Source organism: Nocardia sp. JW2, assembly GCF_051843015.1.
In the GTDB taxonomy this organism is placed as follows: domain Bacteria; phylum Actinomycetota; class Actinomycetes; order Mycobacteriales; family Mycobacteriaceae; genus Nocardia; species Nocardia coubleae.
Window position 1 is genome coordinate 213651 of record NZ_JBPXLK010000002.1, and the last position, 19550, is coordinate 233200.

Annotated in this window: 14 protein-coding genes; 9 read left to right on the forward strand and 5 right to left on the reverse strand. The window is 66.4% G+C overall.

The annotated features are described in order from the left end of the window. Nucleotides 1–140 precede the first annotated feature (140 nt). The 5 genes from eccD (at nt 141) to ACSVDM_RS04090 (ending at nt 8858) form a co-directional block, all read left to right on the forward strand. A complete protein-coding gene (eccD, locus tag ACSVDM_RS04070) occupies nt 141–1613 on the forward strand; it encodes a type VII secretion integral membrane protein EccD (RefSeq protein ID WP_439262899.1) in 1473 nt (490 codons plus the stop codon). Next, nucleotides 1610–3007 carry a type VII secretion-associated serine protease mycosin gene (gene mycP / locus ACSVDM_RS04075; RefSeq protein ID WP_439262901.1) on the forward strand — a complete coding sequence of 466 codons (1398 nt, stop codon included), beginning with the start codon at nt 1610–1612 and terminating at the stop codon, nt 3005–3007. The genes eccD and mycP overlap by 4 nt, the downstream gene beginning before the upstream one ends. A gap of 12 nt (nt 3008–3019) precedes the next feature. Beyond that, nucleotides 3020–7084, forward strand: coding sequence for a type VII secretion protein EccCa (gene eccCa / locus ACSVDM_RS04080; RefSeq protein WP_439262903.1), 4065 nt, complete (start codon nt 3020–3022; stop codon nt 7082–7084). A gap of 143 nt (nt 7085–7227) precedes the next feature. Next, nucleotides 7228–7578 carry a hypothetical protein gene (locus tag ACSVDM_RS04085; protein ID WP_378668286.1) on the forward strand — a complete coding sequence of 117 codons (351 nt, stop codon included), beginning with the start codon at nt 7228–7230 and terminating at the stop codon, nt 7576–7578. Between the two features lie 20 nt (nt 7579–7598). Then, nucleotides 7599–8858 carry a hypothetical protein gene (locus ACSVDM_RS04090; RefSeq protein WP_439262905.1) on the forward strand — a complete coding sequence of 420 codons (1260 nt, stop codon included), beginning with the start codon at nt 7599–7601 and terminating at the stop codon, nt 8856–8858. Nucleotides 8859–8913: 55 nt separating this feature from the next. Here ACSVDM_RS04090 and ACSVDM_RS04095 read toward each other — a convergent pair whose 3' ends face one another. Next, nucleotides 8914–9303: a hypothetical protein gene (locus tag ACSVDM_RS04095; protein ID WP_439262907.1), complete on the reverse strand. Its 390-nt coding sequence runs from the start codon at nt 9301–9303 to the stop codon at nt 8914–8916. A 253-nt stretch (nt 9304–9556) separates the two neighbouring features. Here ACSVDM_RS04095 and ACSVDM_RS04100 point away from each other — a divergent pair, with 253 nt between their 5' ends. From ACSVDM_RS04100 to ACSVDM_RS04115, 4 genes are read left to right on the forward strand one after another with little or no spacing between them, the layout of a single operon-like run. Continuing rightward, nucleotides 9557–9913, forward strand: coding sequence for a hypothetical protein (locus tag ACSVDM_RS04100; RefSeq protein WP_356985001.1), 357 nt, complete (start codon nt 9557–9559; stop codon nt 9911–9913). 11 nt (nt 9914–9924) lie between these two features. Continuing rightward, complete coding sequence (locus ACSVDM_RS04105; RefSeq protein WP_439262909.1) at nt 9925–10224, forward strand: YbaB/EbfC family nucleoid-associated protein; 300 nt, start codon at nt 9925–9927, stop codon at nt 10222–10224. A gap of 40 nt (nt 10225–10264) precedes the next feature. Then, nucleotides 10265–10576 (forward strand): type VII secretion target, encoded by a 312-nt coding sequence (locus ACSVDM_RS04110; protein ID WP_181699468.1) that lies wholly within the window; start codon nt 10265–10267, stop codon nt 10574–10576. 35 nt (nt 10577–10611) lie between these two features. Further along, nucleotides 10612–12060 carry a hypothetical protein gene (locus tag ACSVDM_RS04115; RefSeq protein WP_439262912.1) on the forward strand — a complete coding sequence of 483 codons (1449 nt, stop codon included), beginning with the start codon at nt 10612–10614 and terminating at the stop codon, nt 12058–12060. Between the two features lie 45 nt (nt 12061–12105). Here ACSVDM_RS04115 and ACSVDM_RS04120 read toward each other — a convergent pair whose 3' ends face one another. Genes ACSVDM_RS04120 through ACSVDM_RS04135 form a run of 4 tightly spaced genes read right to left on the reverse strand, consistent with a single transcriptional unit; the run spans nt 12106 to nt 19515 of the window. Further along, the gene (locus ACSVDM_RS04120; protein ID WP_439262914.1) at nt 12106–12858 is read right to left on the reverse strand and encodes a hypothetical protein; all 753 of its coding nucleotides are present in this window, start codon (nt 12856–12858) and stop codon (nt 12106–12108) included. A 12-nt stretch (nt 12859–12870) separates the two neighbouring features. Then, nucleotides 12871–13335, reverse strand: a complete 465-nt coding sequence (locus ACSVDM_RS04125; protein WP_439262916.1) for a TY-Chap domain-containing protein — start codon at nt 13333–13335, stop codon at nt 12871–12873. Then, nucleotides 13332–13823, reverse strand: coding sequence for a DUF6301 family protein (locus ACSVDM_RS04130; protein WP_439262918.1), 492 nt, complete (start codon nt 13821–13823; stop codon nt 13332–13334). Before ACSVDM_RS04130 ends, ACSVDM_RS04125 begins: the two co-directional genes overlap by 4 nt. 46 nt (nt 13824–13869) lie before the next feature. Further along, nucleotides 13870–19515 carry a hypothetical protein gene (locus ACSVDM_RS04135; protein WP_439262920.1) on the reverse strand — a complete coding sequence of 1882 codons (5646 nt, stop codon included), beginning with the start codon at nt 19513–19515 and terminating at the stop codon, nt 13870–13872. Nucleotides 19516–19550: the final 35 nt, after the last annotated feature.

The window sequence follows — 19550 nt, forward strand, 5'->3', positions numbered from 1 at the left end:
GAGGTTGCAACGCAAACTGTCTTCTACGTGTGAGAGTTCTTGGCTGGTGTCAGAGTTGTTCACTCAGGGGGTGTTCCGCCGCGTGCGGTGTTTCGGGATCGAACGGGTGAACGGCAACTCGTGGTCGGCGGGTGCGAACCGTGATTGACGCACCAGCGGCGAATCAGCGTTCACTCGAGCCGGATCTGTGCCGGGTATCGGTGATCGGTGGCAACACTCAGGTGGACGTCGGTCTACCCGTGACGGTTCCGATCGCGGGGTTCATCGGCGATCTCGTCGAACTGATCGAGTCGCGCAACCCCGACCCCACCGATTCCGAGGACGAACCCGGCGCCTTACGCGCCAAGCACTGGACCCTCGCCCGGATCGGCCGCGACGCCATCCCACCGAGCCGCACGCTCACCGAAGCCGATGTGTACGACGGCGAACTGCTTGTGCTCCGGTCGGTTTCGGCCAAGGAAGCGCCCGCGCTGTTCGACGACGTGATCGACGCGGTCTCGCGCCTGACCACCGAGGAGTTCCGGGGCTGGACCGGTGTGTCGGCCCGCTGGCTCGGCCTGGTCGCGTCCACCCTCACCGTGCTCACCGCGCTGGTGATGCTGGTGATCTCGCGCGGCGAGGGCGACCCGCTCGCCCCGGCCTTCGGGCTCACCGGGTTCGGTGTACTCGCGCTCGCCGTGGCGGGTATCGCCGCGCGCAAGTACGAGGACCGGCTCACCGCCGACTGGCTGTCGCTCGACGCGTTGCTGCTGTTGTTCGGTGGCGCGGCGCTTTTCGTGCCAGGCACGCTCGGCGGACCCCATCTGCTGCTCGGCGCGGCCGTGACGATTGTCGCCGCCGTCGTCGGCCACCGGGTCACCGGGAGCGGGCTCACTCTGTTCACGGCGGCGGCGTCACTGGGCATCGTCGCGTGTGTCGCGGGCGGTGTGTACCTGATCTGGCATCCCGGGCTGCCCAAACTCTCTGCGGCACTGTTGTTCGCGGGCATCGCGATCCTGTCGATGGCCCCGCGCATGGCCGCGCTGTTGGGCCGGTTGCCGGTGCCGCCGGTGCCGACCGCCGGTGCCGCGATCGACCCGGCCGACCACGAACCGCGCCCGACCATCGAGGGCATCGGCGCCATCGGTGCCACCGCGCTGCCGTCGGCCAGCGGCCTCGGCGAACGGGCGCGCGCGGCCAATCAGTACCAGTCCGGGCTCATCATCGCCTGCGCCGCGACGGCCGCCCTCGGTGCGTTCGGTGCCGCCGACCCGCTCGGTTCGGCCCGCTGGCAGGGCATCGTGCTGGCGATCGCCACCGCGATCATCCTGTGCCTGCGCGGTCGCTCCTTCGCCGATCTGGTCCAGGCGGCCACCCTGATCGCGAGCGGTTGCCTCGCGTTCGTCGCGCTGATCGTGGGAATCGGGCTGAGCGGCGACAACATGGAGCTGTTCGCCATCGGGCTGCTCGCCTTCGCGGCGGGCACCGTCGGCTTCGGTGTGATCGGACCGACGATCGAGGTGTCGCCGGTGACCAGGCGCGCCATCGAGATCTTCGAGTACATCCTCATCATCGCGCTGATTCCGCTCGTCCTGTGGATCATGGGGGTGTACTCCATGGCCAGGAACATATGACCGGCTCCGGTCGCCGGGCGCTCCGATTCGGTTGTGCCACCTTGGTTCTCGGTGCGGGTCTGAGCTTCGCTTCGCCGGCGCAGGCCGTTTCGCCGCCACAGATCGACGCGGGCGCGCTCGGTGCGGCCGCGGGGCTCAGTGGGCGCCCGGCACCGCTGGAACCCACCGAACCCTCGGCGCTGTGCAGCGAACCGCTGCTCACCGGGTCGCCGCCCTCGGAACCGCCCATCTCCCAGCAGGTGCTCAACCTGCCTTCGGCCTGGAAGTTCAGCCGTGGCGCGGGACAGAAGGTGGCGGTGATCGACACCGGCGTGCAACGGCATCCGCGATTACCCGACCTCCAGCCGGGCGGTGACTACGTCTCCGGCTCCGACGGCACCGAGGACTGCGACGGGCACGGCACGCTCGTCGCGGGCATCATCGCCGCCAAGCCGAGCCCCGACGACGCGTTCGTCGGTGTAGCCCCCGACGCCCAGATCCTGTCCATCCGCCAGCTCAGCCTCGCCTTCGAACCGGTGAACAAGCAGGGTGGCCAGGATCCCGGCGAGATCAGCAACGACGGCTACGGGAGTGTGCTCACCCTCGCCGCCGCGGTCGTCCGCGCCGTCGACATGGGTGCCACCGTCATCAATATCTCCGAAGTGGCGTGCAGCCCGGCGGGTTCCGATACCGCCGATGCCTCGCTGGGTGCCGCGGTGAAGTACGCCTACGACCGCAATGTCGTCGTCGTGGCGGCGGCGGGCAACGTCCAGACCGACGGGGCGTGCAAGGAACAGAACAAGTCATCGGGGTGGTCGTCGGTGAGCACCGTCGCCAGCCCCGCCTGGTTCGCGCCCTATGTGCTGACGGTCGGCTCGGTGGACGCCGACGGCGGCCCGTCGGAGCTGTCGCTGCGCGGACCGTGGGTGGGCGTCGCCGCGATCGGGCGCAACATCGTGTCCCTCGACAGCAAACCCGGCGGTACCGGTCTGGTCAACGGCGTGCAGACCACCGAGGGCGTCCGGCCCATCGAAGGCACCAGTTTCGCGGCACCCTACGTGGCAGGCCTTGCCGCCCTCGTCCGTTCGCGTTTCCCCGAACTCACCGCGCAACAGGTGATGGACCGCATCACCCGCACCGCGCACGGGCCGGGCAACGGCCGCGACGACGGCATCGGCCACGGCCTGATCGATCCACTGGCCGCCCTCACCGCGCAGCTGCCCGACCAGCCCGTCGCCGAGGGCGCCGACGTGCCGCACCTGGTCGCCGCGCCGGTGCTGCCGCCCGGCCCCGACCCTCGCGCGCGCCGCATCGCCGTGATCGGCACGACCGCGGTACTCGGCGGTCTGCTCATCGGGCTCGGCCTGGCCTACCCCTACCGGCGAAAACGGGCCGAGCTCGACCTCGAGCCGTAATCGAAAGGAACCATGGCTACCGAAGGATTCGTCCGTCGCCCACGGATCGCGCCGCCGCGCGCACCGGGTGGCGAGGTGGCACTCACCGCGCCACCCGAAGTGCCGCGCGCGCTGCCGGCGCCGTTGATGATGAAGATCATGCCGGTAGTGATGATCGTCGCGGTGATCGGCATGATCGCGATGATGGCGACCATGGGCCGCAATATGCTCGCCAACCCCATGTCGATGATGTTCCCGATGATGATGATCATGTCGATGGCGGGCATGATGGCCGGTGTTCGCGGTGGTGGTGGCAAGCGCGCCGTCGAACTGAACGAGGAGCGCAAGGACTACTTCCGCTACCTCGACCAGGTGCGCAAGGATGTGCGACGCACCGGCGGCAAGCAGCTCGAGGCGCTCGGCTGGAGTCACCCGGAGCCCGCGGATCTGCCCTCGCTGATCGGCGGCCGCCGAATGTGGGAACGCCGACCGGCCGACCCCGACTTCGGACATGTCCGGGTCGGTGTCGGCAGTCATCGACTCGCCACCAAACTGGCACGCCCCGAGACCGGACCACTCGAAGACCTCGAACCCGTTTCCACCGTGGCCCTTCGCCGCTTCGTCCGCACCCACTCCGTGGTGCACGAGCTGCCGACCGCGGTGTCGTTGCGCGCCTTTCCGGCCATCAATATCGCAGGGCCAACCGAGGATTCGCGGATGCTCGTTCGCTCCATGTTGATGGAGCTGGCCACCTTCCACGGACCCGATCACCTGGCCGTCGCCATCGTCTGTGCCGACCCGGACGGGCCGTGGGCGTGGGCGAAATGGCTGCCGCACCTGCAACACCCGAACCAGCGCGACAGCCTTGGTTCGGCCCGGATGATGTACACCTCGCTCGGTGAGCTCGAGACCGCGCTCGCCTCGGAACTGATGGAACGCGGCCGCTTCATGCGCAATCCGCAACCGACCCAGGGGCGTTTGCACCTTGTCGTCATCATCGACGACGGGTACGTCAGCGGCAACGAACGCCTCATCAGCGAATCCGGCCTCGATTCGGTGACCGTCCTCGACCTCACCGCTCCCGAGAACGGCCTGGCCGCGCGCCGCGGTCTGCAACTGGTCGCCGAGGCGGGCGAGGTGTCGGCACGCAGCGCCTCCGGTGTGGAGAAGTTCGCCACCGCCGACACCGTCAGCCTCGCCGAAGCCGAGTCCTTCGCCCGCACCCTGGCCAGGTACCGACTGGCCACGGCGGCCCAGATCGTGAGCCTGGGGGAGGGGACCACCGCCGATCCGGGCCTGATGGCGTTGCTCAAGATTCCCGATGCCGCCCAGATCGACCCGTCGAAGGTATGGCGTCCGCGGACGGCCCGCGAACGTCTCCGGGTGCCCATCGGCATCACCCCCGACGGCACGCCCGTCGAGATCGATATCAAGGAATCCGCCGAGAACGGTATGGGCCCGCACGGCCTGTGCATCGGCGCCACCGGCTCGGGCAAGTCGGAATTCCTTCGCACACTGGTGCTTTCGCTGGTCACCACGCATTCGCCCGACGCGCTGAACCTGGTGCTCGTGGACTTCAAGGGTGGCGCCACCTTCCTCGGGCTCGACTCGCTGCCGCACGTGGCGGCGGTCATCACCAACCTCGAGGAAGAACTCTCGCTGGTCGACCGTATGAAGGACGCGCTGGCCGGTGAGATGAACCGCCGCCAGGAACTGCTGCGCTCGGCGGGCAACTACGCCAACGTCACCGACTACGAAAAGGCAAGGGCCGCAGGCGTTCCCCTCGACCCACTACCCGCCCTCTTCGTGGTTGTCGACGAGTTCTCCGAATTGCTCTCGCAGAAGCCGGATTTCGCGGAACTGTTCGTGATGATCGGCCGACTCGGCCGCTCATTGCACGTGCACCTGCTGCTCGCCTCGCAGCGGCTCGAGGAGAACAAACTGCGCGGCCTGGAGTCGCACCTGTCCTACCGGATCGGTCTCCGCACGTTCTCGGCCAACGAGTCGCGCGCGGTGCTCGGCATCACCGACGCCTACCACCTGCCGAGCGTGCCCGGCGCCGGCTACCTGAAAAGCGATGCTTCCGAGCCACTCCGGTTCAACGCGAGCTATGTGTCCGGCCCGTACGTCGCACCGGCGGGCACTGTCGTCGACGACGACGGCGCCCCGGTCGGCAGGCAGCGCCTGGTGGAATTCACCGCCGCGCCGGTCGAGGTCGCCGAGGTGGCGGCCGAGGAAGCCGACGAACCGGCCCAGCGTGTCAGGCCGGAACTGCCGCCGCCACCGCCGAGTGGCGCTGTCGCCGGTGAGGAGGGCATCCCCGACTCGCTGCTCGACGTCGTCGTCAAGCGGCTCACCGGCCACGGCCGCCCCGCCCACGAGGTGTGGTTGCCGCCGCTCGAGGAGTCTCCCACCGCCGACATGCTGCTGCCCGATCCCGACTGGCGTTCGCCGGTGAACCGGCACGGCCAGCTGTGGATGCCGATCGGCGTGGTCGACAAGCCCTACGAGCAGCGCCGCGATGTGCTCACCATCAGCCTCGCGGGCGCCCAGGGCAATGTGGCCGTGGTGGGTGGTCCGCAGTCGGGCAAGTCCACGACCCTGCGCACCATCATCATGGCCGCCGCCGCCACCCACACGCCCGAACAGGTGCAGTTCTACTGCCTCGACTTCGGTGGCGGCAGCATGGCGGGTCTGGTCGGCGTCCCGCACGTCGGCTCGGTCGCCGGTCGCCTCGACAGCGACCGGGTGCGCCGCACCGTCGCCGAACTCACCTCGCTCATGCGTCAGCGTGAGGAGCGCTTCGCCGAACTCGGCATCGAATCCATGGCCGAGTTCCGCAGGCGCAAATTCTCCGCCCTCGAAGCCCGCCAGATCAACGGGACCAAGGCCCCCGCAGGCGACCCGCTCGCCGCCGACCTGTTCGGCGACGTGTTCCTCGTCATCGACGGCTGGAGCGCCATCCGCGAGGAGTTCGAGGTACTCGAACCGCAGATCAATGCCATTGCCACCCAGGGTCTTTCCTTCGGTATCCACCTGATGATCGGTGCCTCGCGCTGGGCCGAGATCCGCCCGGTCGTCAAGGATCAGATCGGCACCCGGCTCGAGCTGCGCCTCGGTGACCCCGGCGACTCGGAGATGAATCGCCGTACCGCCCACCAGGTTCCGGTGGGCAGGCCGGGCCGCGGTCTCACGCCGGAACAGCTGCACATGCTGATCGCATTGCCGCGCTTGGATTCCGACTCCGATCCCACGACCATCGCCGACGGTGTCACCCGGGCCCGCGAGGAACTCACGACCCTCTATCAGGGCAGGCGGGCCCCGGAAGTGCGCATGCTGCCGCTGAGCGTGCCCCGCGACCAGGTGGTCGCCGCCGCCAAGGCCGAGGGCGTGCACCTGGACCGCAGCAAGATCGTCGTGGGCCTGGGCGAGTCCGAATTGCAGCCGCTGGTCCTGGATTTCGCTGTGGAACCGCACTTCATGGCCTTCGCCGACGTGGAATGCGGCAAGACCACGCTGCTGCGCAATATCGTGATGAGCATCGCCGAACAGTCCACCGCCGACGAGGCGCGCGTGATCCTCATCGACTACCGGCGCACCATGCTCGGCGTGCTCGACGGCGACCAGCTCGCCGGATACTCCACGTCCTCGCAGACCTGCGGACCGATGATCTCCGAGGTGGCGGGCTATCTCAGCAAGCGCATCCCCGGCTCCGACATCACCCAGCAGCAGTTGCGTGACCGCAGCTGGTGGTCGGGCCCGGAGATCTACGTGGTCGTCGACGACTACGACATGGTCGTCACCGGATCGACGAACCCGTTCGCCCCGCTGCTCGAGTACCTGCCCCAGGCACGCGACATCGGTCTGCACCTGATCGTGGCCCGCCGCATCGGCGGCGCCTCCCGCGCGCTCTTCGATTCGGTACTCGGCGGAATGAAGAACATGTCGGTGCAAACGCTCATCATGAGCGGCTCACGCGAAGAAGGGAAACTCGTCGGCGACGTACGCCCGAGCAAGATGCCACCCGGTCGAGGCACCCTCGTCTCGCGCAGTCTCGGCATCGAACTCGTCCAGATCGCCGACCTGCCACCGCTCTGATCGACCGGCCCTCGGTCCCCACCTCAAGCAGAAGGTGAAATCTTCTGCCACGCACTATGTTACGGCTCATAATCACGGTATCGTCGCTGTGAAACGCTGTGCGTAACAGTGCTCGGGTGGGGATTCGAAGGGGAGCAGGATCGATGTCAGCACAAGGGGGGTCGGCTTCGCACGCCGATGCGTTCTTCGCGTTGTCGCGAACGGGGGCGATCGAGGTGCGCACCACCGAACAGGGGTTGCCGCTCGGGGTCACCATCGAAGCGGACGAGTTGCGTCGACCGCCGGGTGAGCTGGCCGCCGAGGTCTTGCGGTTGTGCAAGCAGTCGGCGAATCGTGCGGCCTTGGCGCGGCGGGCGGAGCTGTCTGCCGCCGGTGTGAGCTCGGATGTTCTCACCTCGTTGGGTCTGCCGACTCCGGAGTCGGTGGCGGCCGCGGAAGTCGTTGCCGAGCAGGACTACGACACCGAGCCGGACAGCTGGCTGCGGTCGGTGTGATCTATCACTAGGAGATTGTCATGAATACGGTAGCTACCGAGCCTTCGGCCATGGAGCTGTTGCGTGCGAGCGCGATCGGTCCGGCGCTCGATCTCCCGGTGAGTTCGGCGCTCGCGAACATGGGAGTGCCCGCCCTGCCACAACTTCCGGCGCTGCCCGCACTGCCGGATCTGCCCGCGCTGCCCCTGATCGACATGTCGGCGCTCGTCCAGCCGCTCACCGACCTGGCCGCTGGTTTCGGCACCGGGCAGATCGGGACCGGCACGGCTTTCGATCCCACCGAGGCGTTGTCGAACGCGGGCACCATCTTGCAGACGGCGCTGGAAGTCGGGGTGAGCGCCTTACAGACGCTCATGCAGGAATGGGAGGGTGAGGGCGCCGACGCGGCGTCCTCGAAAGCGCAAGCCGTGCAGCAGGATTCGGCGGAGGTCGCCGCGCAGAGCGCCGAACAGAAGTCGGTGGTCACCCAGGCGGCCGCCTCGGTGGCCAAAGGGCTGGCGCAGCTGACAGCCATCACCGCGAGGTTCATCGCCACCGCGACCGCCGCGGCTCCGCTGGCGGCCACACCGGGTGGTCAGGTGGCGCTACTCGGTCTCGCAGCCGAGGCCGGCGCCGAGGCGCTGGCGGTCGTCGCGCAAACGCGTGCGGAGATGACCGCCCACACCGCGTCGATGAACGCGGCAGGCACCAAAGTGGATGTGACGAGCGCACCGTCCGGTATGGATTCCTCGAACATGCTCTCGCAGCTTTCCAGCCTCATCACGCCGCTGCTCTCGTTGGCGACGACCGCATCCGAACAGCTCACCTCCGCGTTGACCGGTGAGACGACCACCGACACGAGCACCGTGGACGATGTCGCACTGGAACAGGATGCGAATATCGGTGCATCGGCCGGTGGCCTCGGTGGGGGAGCCGGCGGTGGCGTCGGAGGTATCGGCGCGGTGAGTGCGGTCGCACCGGCTCTCGGGGCATGGTCCGGTGGACGTGGGTCCACCGGTGGCGCCACCACCACGGGCGCCGCTACCGAGGCCACTGCCAGCGCGTCGAGCGGTGGTCGTGGCGCGGTCACCGGTGGGCCCGGCATGCTGCCGCTCGGTCAGGGCATGGCCAACGCCGCCCGGGCGGGCGACGCGAGCAGCGGTCTGGACGTGCGAACCAACCTGGTCACCGGCGAGCACGGTGACGAGGTCATCGGCGATATCGCCGATACGGCCCAGCCGGTGGTCGGTGCGGCGGCGCAACGCGCACCGCGATCGGGGCAGGTCGACCTTTCGGTCTGACGATCGCGATGCGATGGTTCGCAGCACCTCGAGCGGGTGCTGCGAACCGGATCGTCTAGAAGTAGGCAGTGATGGCCGCGTCGTAGATCTCGTCGGCCAGATCGACATCCGCTGCCGGCTGATAGTTCCGCGCGCGAACATGTTCGACGAATTCATCCGGAATCGCGAGATCGTAGCGGGTCAGATAGTGAATCGAATCGACCCGCCACAGCCACGTGCCGTCCGAGATCAACGACTGGCCACTCCTGATCGACGTATTCGGGTCGAACAGGTCGACCACGCTACCCATGACGTCGAATACCGGCGTGGCAGCGACCATGTATTCGAGGATCCGGGCGCGATCTTCGAGCTGATGCGTGGTGCGTGATTCACGCAGCGAGGGCAGGTCGTCATGACCACTCCGATACATTTCCCGGTAGATGCCGACCGGTTCGAGTTCCAGCATGTGCTTCCTTTCAGGAGCAATTCCCCGATTTGCTTCCCGCAGCGGAGGCCGCGGCCCTCCGATCCCCGCGAAGTTCGTCGACGTGAGCATAGCGCGCGACGTTGTCGAACCCGTTGTGGCAGTTCGGGTCCTGCATTTTCGGATCTACATTTCGAAGATCCCAGGCGAGCCGCCGGAAGTTGTATCAAAGGTTGCCCATTCGCCGCATTTGCGGAATGCTGTACGGAGCAAGATCTTTCAGGGGGGAAATCTCGTGGTTCAGTCAGATTCCGGTGTGCCGGAGGCCGATCCGGCGACGTTCACCGCGACATCCGCATCGGGGGCGATCGCGGTTCGCACCACCGAACGCGGCCAGCCGCTGCGGTTGCGGATTCGCCAGGACGAACTCTACCGACAGCCCGACGACCTCGCCGCCGAGATCGTCGCGCTGTGCCGCCGCGCCGCTGACCGGGGCGCCCTGGCCAGGCGGGCGCAGCTGGAAGCCGCGGGAATGAGCGCGCAGTCGCTCGCCGCCATCGGCGTTCCCACCCGCGAACAGGTCGCGCGCGCGGAATTCGAATACGAACAGCGATACGGTGCCGACCCGCAGATCTGGTCCCCGTCGAACTGAGGAGAGCGATCATGGTTCGTTCGATGGACGAATTGATGGATCGGGTAATGCGCAAGGCATACCGGCTGCAAGATCTGAGCGATCAGCTCGCGGCGATCCGCGTGCGCGTCGGTGCCGCGGACGGAGCGGTGATCGTCGTGATGGATGGCACCGGCGCGCTGGTCGATCTCGAATTGACCGAGGACATTTCCGAACTGACGGCCACCGAGTTCGAAACGGCGGTTGTCGCGGCGGCGGAGGCAGGCGCGAAACGCGCACTCGAACAACACAACCGGCTCGTGGCCGAATTCACCGAAGCGACCACGTCCTGACGTTGCCGACTTTACTCATCCAAGCTCGAAGGAGAATTCAATGAACCAGGTTTTGCAGACCTCACAGGCCGCGATCACCCAATTCGGCAGCGAGCACGCCGCTCTCGCCGGTCAGGTCGCGAGCGCGGGCGCGGGTGCGGCCGGCATGGTCGCCGCGGCGGTTCCGATCTTCGGCCTCATCGGCCAGGACTTCCTCGCGTCGTTCGCGGTGGCCTCCGGCAACCACTTGAGCACCATCGGTGAGATCGCGGCCGTCCACGCCGCCACTTCGGCCGCGGCCGTCAGCGCAGCCGGTGCGTACCAGACCACCGAAGTCAGCTCCGCGGCCGATTTCAACACGGTTATGCCCTAGCCATGGCGACTGAAGACAGCGCGCCCGCGGAAGGGATGGTCGCAGATCCTGCCGCGGCCACCCAAACCGCCGAGGGCGAGACACAGCAGACCGTCGAGGAGATCATCCGCGAGCTGCTCGAAGCCCACGGGCTGGGATCGCTGCTCGACATGTCGGTGCCGGACGCGCTCAGTTCGTTGCAGCTTCCGCAGCTGCCCGATCTGTCCTCCGTGGCCGAGGCGGCCTCTTCGATTCCCCTGTCGAGCCTGATCGAGCCGGTGCTGGAAATGGCGTCCGCGTTCGGCAGCGGTGATACCGGTGGTAGCTCGGGCGGCGGTTCCACCGGCGGTTCAGGCGGCGGCTCGAGCAGCTCTCCCACCTCGGCACTGTCCGGCATCACCGACACGCTCTCGACGGTGGTCGATCTGGCCAAAGACGCGCTGTCGGCGGCGACCGCGCTCTGGGAGGGCACCGGCGCCGATGCCGCGGCGACCAAGTCCACCGAGGTCGCGCAGAACACCACCGATACCGCCGCCCAGGCGGAGAAGATGAACCAGCTGGTGGCAGCGGGCGCTGCCGATGTCAGCACCGGCGTGGCCGAAATCAACGCCGTCATCGCACGTTTCGTCGCGGGGATCACCGCGCTCGCACCGATGCTGTGGACCCCGTGGGGTCAGGCCGCCGCGATCGCGCTGGCCAACGAGAGCATCGCCGAGGGCGGCGCGATCGTCGCGAAAACCCAAGCGGCGCTCACCACCAAGGCCGGCGAAATGACCGCGGCCGGCCAGAAGATCGCCGTCACCGAGGCGCCCAACATCATCTCCGGGCTGACCACCGCACTCAACGTGGCAACCCCCCTGATGAGCATGGCCTCGACCGGCGTGGAGGCACTGTCGGGCCTGGCGAGCAGCGCCACCAGCGCGGTCAGCGAGGGTGTCGACGCGGCGACCGAAGCGGCATCGACCGGCGCCGATGTCATGAGCACCCTGACCGACGCGGCCACCCAGCTCGGTGAAACGGTGTCCTCCGAGCTCGCCGAAGCCAACAGCCTCACCGAGAACCTCGGTGCCACCACAGGTTCCGAAGACAGCGGTGCCGCACTGTCCACCGACCCGAGCTCCGCCTCGGCCGGTGCCGGTGGTGGAGGCGGCGGAATGGGTATGGTCGGCATGGGTGGCATGGGCGGACTCGGCGGCATGCCACCGAGCAGCTCACCACTCAGCAGCACCCCACTCGCCGGTCGGCAGAGCATCGACGTGGCGGCAACCGGCCAGGCCGCGGACTCCACGCGCCAGACGACGGCCGGTGCACCGGGCGGTATGGTTCCTGGCGCGGGCGCGGCCCGCCGCGCGGGTGACGCCGGAACGCACGACCCCGAGCGCACCGGGTTGGTCGCCGGTTCACACGGCGACGAGCTCGTCGGTGCTGTGAGCGGTACGTCGATGCCGGTGATCGGCGCGGACGAGGAGACGTTCGACGAATCGTCGGGAAGTTTGGTGGTCTGACCCGGGGGCCCGGAAACACTTCGCGGTGTCCGGGCACCCGGTCGGTCAATACCTGCTGACGGTGCCGCCGTCGATTCTCTGGCGTAGGCGCGTTCCGTCCAGGTCGATGTAAGGGCAGTCGGTCGCCCCTTCACGGAGAGTTGCGGTGGGGTCGTCGGGGGCGATCCAGAGCAGCTTGCCGGTGTCGAACCAAGGGCGAAGGTCGAAGTCGTGATCACCGAGCGCCCAGGTGTGCTCGTCCCAGCCACGCCAGACCCCATCGACGTCATAGGTGTCGTAGTTGTCGGCGCCCCAGGTGTTTTCGAGGGGCACCCCCAGCTCGCGGACGGTGCTGTAGTAGGTGGTGGCCCACCCGGTGTGTGGGCCGATGGTGATCTGAGTGATGACCGCACGGACGGTCGGGTGGTTCAGAATCGCTGGGATGACGTAGGGAACGTCGGGTCCGGGCCTGCGCGAGAAGGGCGCGGGGGCAACAGGTTCGGTGAGGCGGACAGCGCCACCCATGGCGAGCCAGGTGCGCGGCACGATACTCGACCGACGACGATGGGGCTTGTCGTATTCCCAGTACCAGCCGTTGAGGTCGACGTTGTCCATCGGCCACCGGAAAGCGGCGCCGGAGAACGGGCACCGCGAGACGAGTACTTCCGGGAGCAGTTCGACATATCGTTCGAAGTATTCGAAGGCGTCGTAGATGATCGCGTCGCCCTCTTCGGTGTCGGGCGCCGACTTGTACAGCTCGACTATCCGGTTCCCCGCGTCGAGCAGATTGCTGCGCTCCGCCCTGAAGATATCGCTCATTTCCTATGAATCCTATGCATCGTCGCCCGAGTTCGTGGAGGCAAGGCCCAGCAGCGGAAGGTCCAGATCCCTGTTGCCCGCCTTGCCGTTCCACGCCCGGTAGGTGAGCAGTGCCGGTGCCGCGATACCGAAGACATCGCGCAGACCGACAACCGCCATCGACGCCAGTTTCCGGTAGCTGGTCGAGGGCGCGGGCCAGGGAAGTTCGACCCACCAGTTGTCGACGTGATCGGGATGAGGTTCCTGCCATCCGGTTTCGGTGAGCAGTCGATGTTCGTCGGCGGTGATGCGATCGCTCTCATCTATCCACTCGTCGCCGGCCAGTTGGCCGTAGATTTCGTCATCGGTCTGGGCGAACTGGACGAATCTGCGTGAATCATGGGGTGGTTGCGACGCGGTGATGACGAGGAAGGCGCCGGCGGGGAGCCGCATCAGTTGCTGTGCGAGTCCCTCCGCGAACTCGGTCCAGTCGGTCAAATCACTCCTTCTGCTTCGAGCCGCACGGTTTCGTCGTGAATTGCCAAGTCCGCGTTCGTATCCAAATACAGGTGGATACTGCTGGTCATCTCGATCAGTCGGAGTGTGGTGTCAGACCCGGCCCAGCGGACTTCGGCGTACTCGCCGGGAATTCTGCTCGTCGGCGCGCCGACCGCACCGGTGATGGCGGTTGCCATCGTGACAAAGGTGTCTCGGATATCGGTTCGGGTAGCGGTGGTCTCGCTCGTGAATCCGGTGACGGCCAGTGCGATCTCGTTGGCGCGACCCCGATAGCCCTGCACCGAACCACTGGCGCGACCGAAGCCGGAGTCCAGGCGCACCGAATCCGGTCGGGTGGCCTCGACTCGCCAGCCGAACCTCGCGGCGAGTGCGTCGACGTCGGTCAGCTGCCAGGACCAGTCGAGGTCGCGCAACCGGGTGGCCAGATCGGCGATCTCGTTTCGCGAAAGTGCTTTCCACTCTTTCATATTCGCGTCCTCTTCTTCCCCAGCCGATATATTCGGCAAGAATAGCTCATCGGCCGCGTTCCATTCCTCGTGGATCGCGCGTCCGCTCCCGCTCCCGCGCCAACTGCCTCAACATCGATGGACTACGGCCCTCCTGTTCCATCCGGATGGCGATATCCGGGTGGACTCCTTCGCCCATTTCGACCATCATCCTTACCTCCGTCAACTGGAGCGACACCCCCCGGCTGAGTAGGCTCGCAGCCAGCGCCAGCCGGCGTTCCCGAGAATCGAATTCGACAACGGGTGGCTGACGTGATTTATCGCCGGCATCGAGTGCTCTGTCTTCGACAGCGCGCCCCATATCGTTGGATGCCTGCCGGTAGGCACGGACGTCCAATGTCTTCGCAAGCTCCGGGGCTATCCGGAACCGGGAATCACCCACAGTCCTATTATGGTCCTGTCGAACCAGTTCCCTGTCGAGGGTTTCCATGGAACGGCCGAGAAGTTCGGTGCGTTCCAATTCCAGTGTCTTGACGATTTCCTGACGGTGTTCGTGACTCAGGCCGAGTGCTTCGAGGGTGCGGGCCTCGGCCGCACGCTCGGCCTGAACCAGCCCGCCGAGCGTATCCATCGTTTCGCGCACCAGGGCCGGACCGGGTTCGCGCCCTTGCTCCAGTGTGCGTTCGATCTCCTGGACTCGGGTCAGGGCCAATTCGGCCACCCGACCTCGTTCCAGCGCCGGGAGTTCGCGGGCTTCGACGGCCCGGGTAGTGCCCTGCCTGACGATTTCTCGGCCGAGTGCCTCCACCGGACGCCCGAAGTCGTTGGTTCGGTCCATATCGAGAATCTTGGCCAGTTGTTCGGCGTGCCGGGCGTCGAGCCCCATCGCCTCGATAGTTCGAACCTCGGCGGCACGTTCGATTTGAATCACCTGTGCCAAAGCACTGTATTCCTTGACCAGTTCAGTGATCTCGAGTTCGGCGCCCTGGCTTCGGGCCACGGAAATCTCGCGAGTCAACTCGAGCATGTGCTCGACGAATCTCGCCCGTGCCGGATCCTCGTGCTCACGGAATCGAATCGCGAGAGATTTCGCATCGCGCAGCATCACACGTTCGTTGTATTTTATTTCTGTAGTCAGCGACAGCGCGCGACTCTCGACATCGAGTCGGATCAGTTTCTCGACCAGGTCGCGGTGGGGGCCGAGTTCCACGTCTCTGAACACGGCGATTCTGCTCTGGATTTCGATTTCCTGCATGCGGGCAGCCTGTTCCTGCGCGGCGGCGATCAGTCGGCTGGCAGCCTCCGGCGCCAATCCGAGTCGCAAGTCGCGACTGATTGCTGCTTGCTGGGCCGAAAGCCGGTCAGCCATGTCCGTGGCCTTGCCGATGGTGCTGTTGTCGCGTGCTCCATAGCTGAAGCCGACGGCATCTGGCACAGCACGAAGGAGATCGGGACTGTCGATACCGCGGAGTAGCGCTTCCCTTTTCCGTTCGATCTCTCTGGAGAGGACCTGCTCCAATTCGTCGCGGCTTCGGTACGGGTATTCGGCGTCACGCACCACTCCACCGATTGCGGAGATGCTGGTGTTCGGGCCACCGTCGACGAGGAACCTCGATACCTCGATGGTGCCGTCCATACGTGCGTGCACGTAGTGGTACTCCATGCGCAGGGTTCCATCGTGCAGCGCCCGCGTGAGATCTTCACGGGCCTCGATGACCCGTCTACCTTCGGGGCTGTCGGGGTCCACCCCCCGAGCCCGCATCTCGTCGTGGGTTTCGGTCAGGATGCGCTGGAGGTTCTGGTCGATGTTCAACGTGTGCAGTCCGTACTCGGTCGAACCCTGCTCGGCTTTCCCATGAACTGTGAGCGCGTCACCCAATGGCGAGCCGAGGCCCTTGTTCTCGGTACCGATAAGCGTTGGAGGGGTGCTTTCCGTAGCCGGAACGAACGCTATGGTGTCGATGGTCTTGTAGCCGTCGAAGGCGCCTGCGAAGGGTGAAAGCAGCGTGGCGCTCGGGCGGAGTTCGCTGTCGACCGCGTAGGTGTTTCCGCCCAGCTCGCCCATCGCCTTGGAGGTGGCAACCATCTCGTTTCCGAGGCGGTTGTATATTTTGGCGTTGTCGCGCAGTTCGTCGAGGCGATCGAGTTTCGCGTCTACCTGTGCGTCGCTGAGTTCCCGATCGGCGAGCACGGCTTCGCGCTTGGCGACGATGATCCTGTCGAGTTCCGCGGCTTTGAGATCGTGGACGCGTTCGATCCCGAACTCCGCCATGTGGCCTTTGACGACAGCCCCGGCGCGGTCTCTTTCATGCTGCTGCGCTCGGCGCTCCTGCGAATGCCGCTCCAGTTCCTCACGAACCGCTTCGTCACGCACGACATAGGTTTCCGGAATCTCTTTCTGCGCCTTGTGCACGACGTCCTGCGACGTCAGTGGGTCCGTGACGAACCGGTTCCCATCATGCAGCGCGAATTTCGTGTCCCGGAATGTACCGGGGGCGTCCAGGAGATGATGCAGGCGCCCGTCTTCGGTGCGGTAACTGTCGGCTCGATCATCTGGCTTGTGGAGCAGTCCGTCATTACCGACGATCATGCCGGCCGGTATCGATCCCACATGTGGAGCCGGGCCTGGCGGCCCTGAGCTTCGGGAGTCGTGCGTTGTCTCGGGTATCGCGTAAAGACCGTCGATCGCAGGCGGATCGCTCGATTCGTCGGCCATGAAGTCCCAGCCGTCGCGCCCGTTTACCTCGGCGCGTTCCGATGTGCGTTCCCCCGGCGCCGACGTGGCGTCAGCTCGCCCCTCGGAGGCGCTTTCCGGCGAGAAGGTGAGCCAACTGCCATCGTTGTGGACCACGGCGGGGGAGTTCGGGCGCTGCCGGACACCGACGATATCGGTGGGCGCGTGTACCGGAACACCGAGCCGGTCGGCGATCTGCTGGGCCCACCCGATGTCACCGCCGCTGAAGCAGGAAACGAGCCGGACCGGTGTTCCGGGAACGTAATTCGGGTTGACGAGGATCGCGTCGGCGACCTGCTGTGGTGACAGCGGGGCACCGTTGCCGTCGAGTGGGTGCCCGGATTCGTCGCCGTGCAGGATCACATCGTGCGCGCCGTCGTTGCGCAGGTTCTCGGTGACACGTCGCGCCGCGGGGTCGGAACCAATCGTGGTGCTGTGCGTGCCGTGCGAGAAGGAGACCCCTGCGAGGGTGGACTGCGGTGCCCCGGCGACCGCGTGAGCGAGCTCGTGGCTGAGCCGGTTGATGTCCGTGGAGTCCACGCCTGCGGTGGCGTCGACGAGTCCCATGTGTTCGCCGATGGCTCGAACTACCGTTTCGACGGGGACATCAGGGTCCCAGTGCGGGCCCGTCACCTCGGCGCTGGGCGCAATGGCCGCTCGTAGGTGTGCGTGTTCGGGATTGTCGACGAACTCGATATCGACCCGCAAGCCGTCACCGTTGAGCAGGATGTGTTTCGGCGCGGAAGTGTCTGCCGCACCTGCCTTCTCGGGGAACAACGCGGCTGGTGGCGCTTTCGACGGGTCACCGAACAGCTGTGAACTCGCCTCGATCATGGTGCGCGCGACCGTCTGCATTCGGTCGGCTGTGACCCCCGGCATTTGCTCGAGGTAGGCACGGATCTTCACTTCGGTTGTCCGGCGGCCATTGCCGTCGATGGTTTGCCGGAAGTCGTACCGCGCAGTGCTGACGGTCGTCGGCTGCTGAACGGGTGGCCCGGCCGGGTAGGCCGCCGTCAGCTCCGCACCGGTGGTGCTGCGCGTGACGGTGCCGTCTTCGTGATGGGTGCGCCAGTGGCCGTCGGCTGAGATGCGTGGACCACCGGTGCCGTCAGGATTCACGGTGGTAGCGCTGTGGATACTGCCGTCGGCATCGATCCACACCGCCCGGGCCGGGGCCAGGACATCGATGCCGAGATGTTGGGCGAGTCGGGTGGCGAACCCGTTCGAGGACGCATTGCCCGCGATGAGCCGGACCGGGGTGGTGTGGTCCCAGCCGTGTGCGCGCAACAGGTCGCCGTATTCGGCAGGGGTGTAGGTGTGGTCGCCGATGAGCGCGTGGCCGTCGTCGGAGAGATGAACGTCGGCTGTGAAGTAACCGGGGGCGGCCGGCACCTGGCGAGCAAGGTCGGCGCGGCCGGGATCGTCGGTGTGATGGGCGATGCCCGCGGCGGTGCGCTCACCGCGCTCGGCGGCGAGTTGTCCACTGTGAGTGAATGCTTCGTCTCGTCGGTCGGCGAGATGGCGCAGTGCTGCGGCTTGCTTCTCGAGGGCCGCCAACTCGTGTTCGGGCGAATCCGTCGGGACGACCAATGGGGGATGGTCCTGCTGAGTTCGGATGGCCGTCATCGATTGCCCGTTCGGCCCGTCCGGGGCGGAAGTCTTCGTGTTCTTGTCTGCCCAGGCGTGAAAAACCGTGAGGTCGAAATCAGGGTGGGCTTTGAGTTCGGCGGCGCGCTGTCGAAGGTGCTCGACGTCGGTTTCGACATGTCGGCGGAGTTTTTCGGTGTGGTGCGCTCGTTCGCTCTCGCCGGCTTCGGAGTCCCGGAAATGCGTGTCGACCAGCCCGGGAATGCTTGCCAGCCGGGCACGTTCCATTCCATCGATGACCGCGGCCACATGCCACGGCGTCATTTCCCGATCGACTTCCTGCAGGGTCTTCGCTGCCCAGGTGACGGCGGGTTGCGTACCCGGCCGGAACTCGATCAGGGGTTCGTTCTTCGACTCCGGTGTTGGGTCGAACTGGTGCTGGTCGATGATGCTTTCGTAGTTGCGTGCCCGCTGGAAGGAACTCTGTGGGTTCCAGTAGACGTGGGGACCGTGCATGATGCCCGCACCGATCACGGCGAGCCGGCGCTCGTAGAGACTCAGCTCCGCTGGTGTCAGGCGAGTTCCGTCGGCGTGCAGGATTTCGAACATGTCGTGGTCGCCGGTTACGGGTACCTTGTCACCGTTGATCTTCTGATGGACGATGCCGTTCTCGACCACGAAATCGTGCGCCAGCTCGGCCATATCCGCCGCATACGCGACGAAGTCCTCGGCGCGGTCATGTAGTCGCTGCTCGAGTGCTTCGATCTGCGTGTCCGACATGCCGGTGGTGTCGGGCATACGCAACGTCCCCGGCTCGAACCGCCCGACCAGCCCCTTGGCGTGCGCCGGTGCGCCGAGCGCGACATCGAGATCGTTGATCGTCTTGTCTTTGATCACCATCGGTTTGGGCGCGGCGCCGGCTTTCAGGTGCGGCACCGAATCAGGATTGGTCGGGCGGACCTGGATGATCAGGTTGAATCTGTCGATGAATCCTTGGATACGGCGTTGGTTTCTGATCGGAATGCCGTAGACCGATTCGATGTCGGCGGATGTCAGCGGATCCGTCGGCAGGGAGTCGTCGGCCATGAGGTCCCAGTCGCCCTGCCGACCGGGGTCCGAGTTCGCCGGATCGACGGGAAGCGCGGTCGGCGGCCGATGATTTCCGTCCGCATCCGCCGGATGGAACGTGCGCCAATTGCCGTCGTTGTGAACGACGGCGGGGGAGTCGGGGCGTTGCCTGACACCGACGATGTCGGTGGGTGCGTGGACAGGCACACCGAGTTCGTTCGCGATGTGTTGTGCCCACCCGGCGTCGTTGCCGCTGTGGCATGAGACGAGTCGGACGGGAGTGCCCGGCACATAGTCGGGATTGGCGCGGATGGCCTCGACCACCCGCTGGGGATCGACCGGGATACCCATATCGTCGA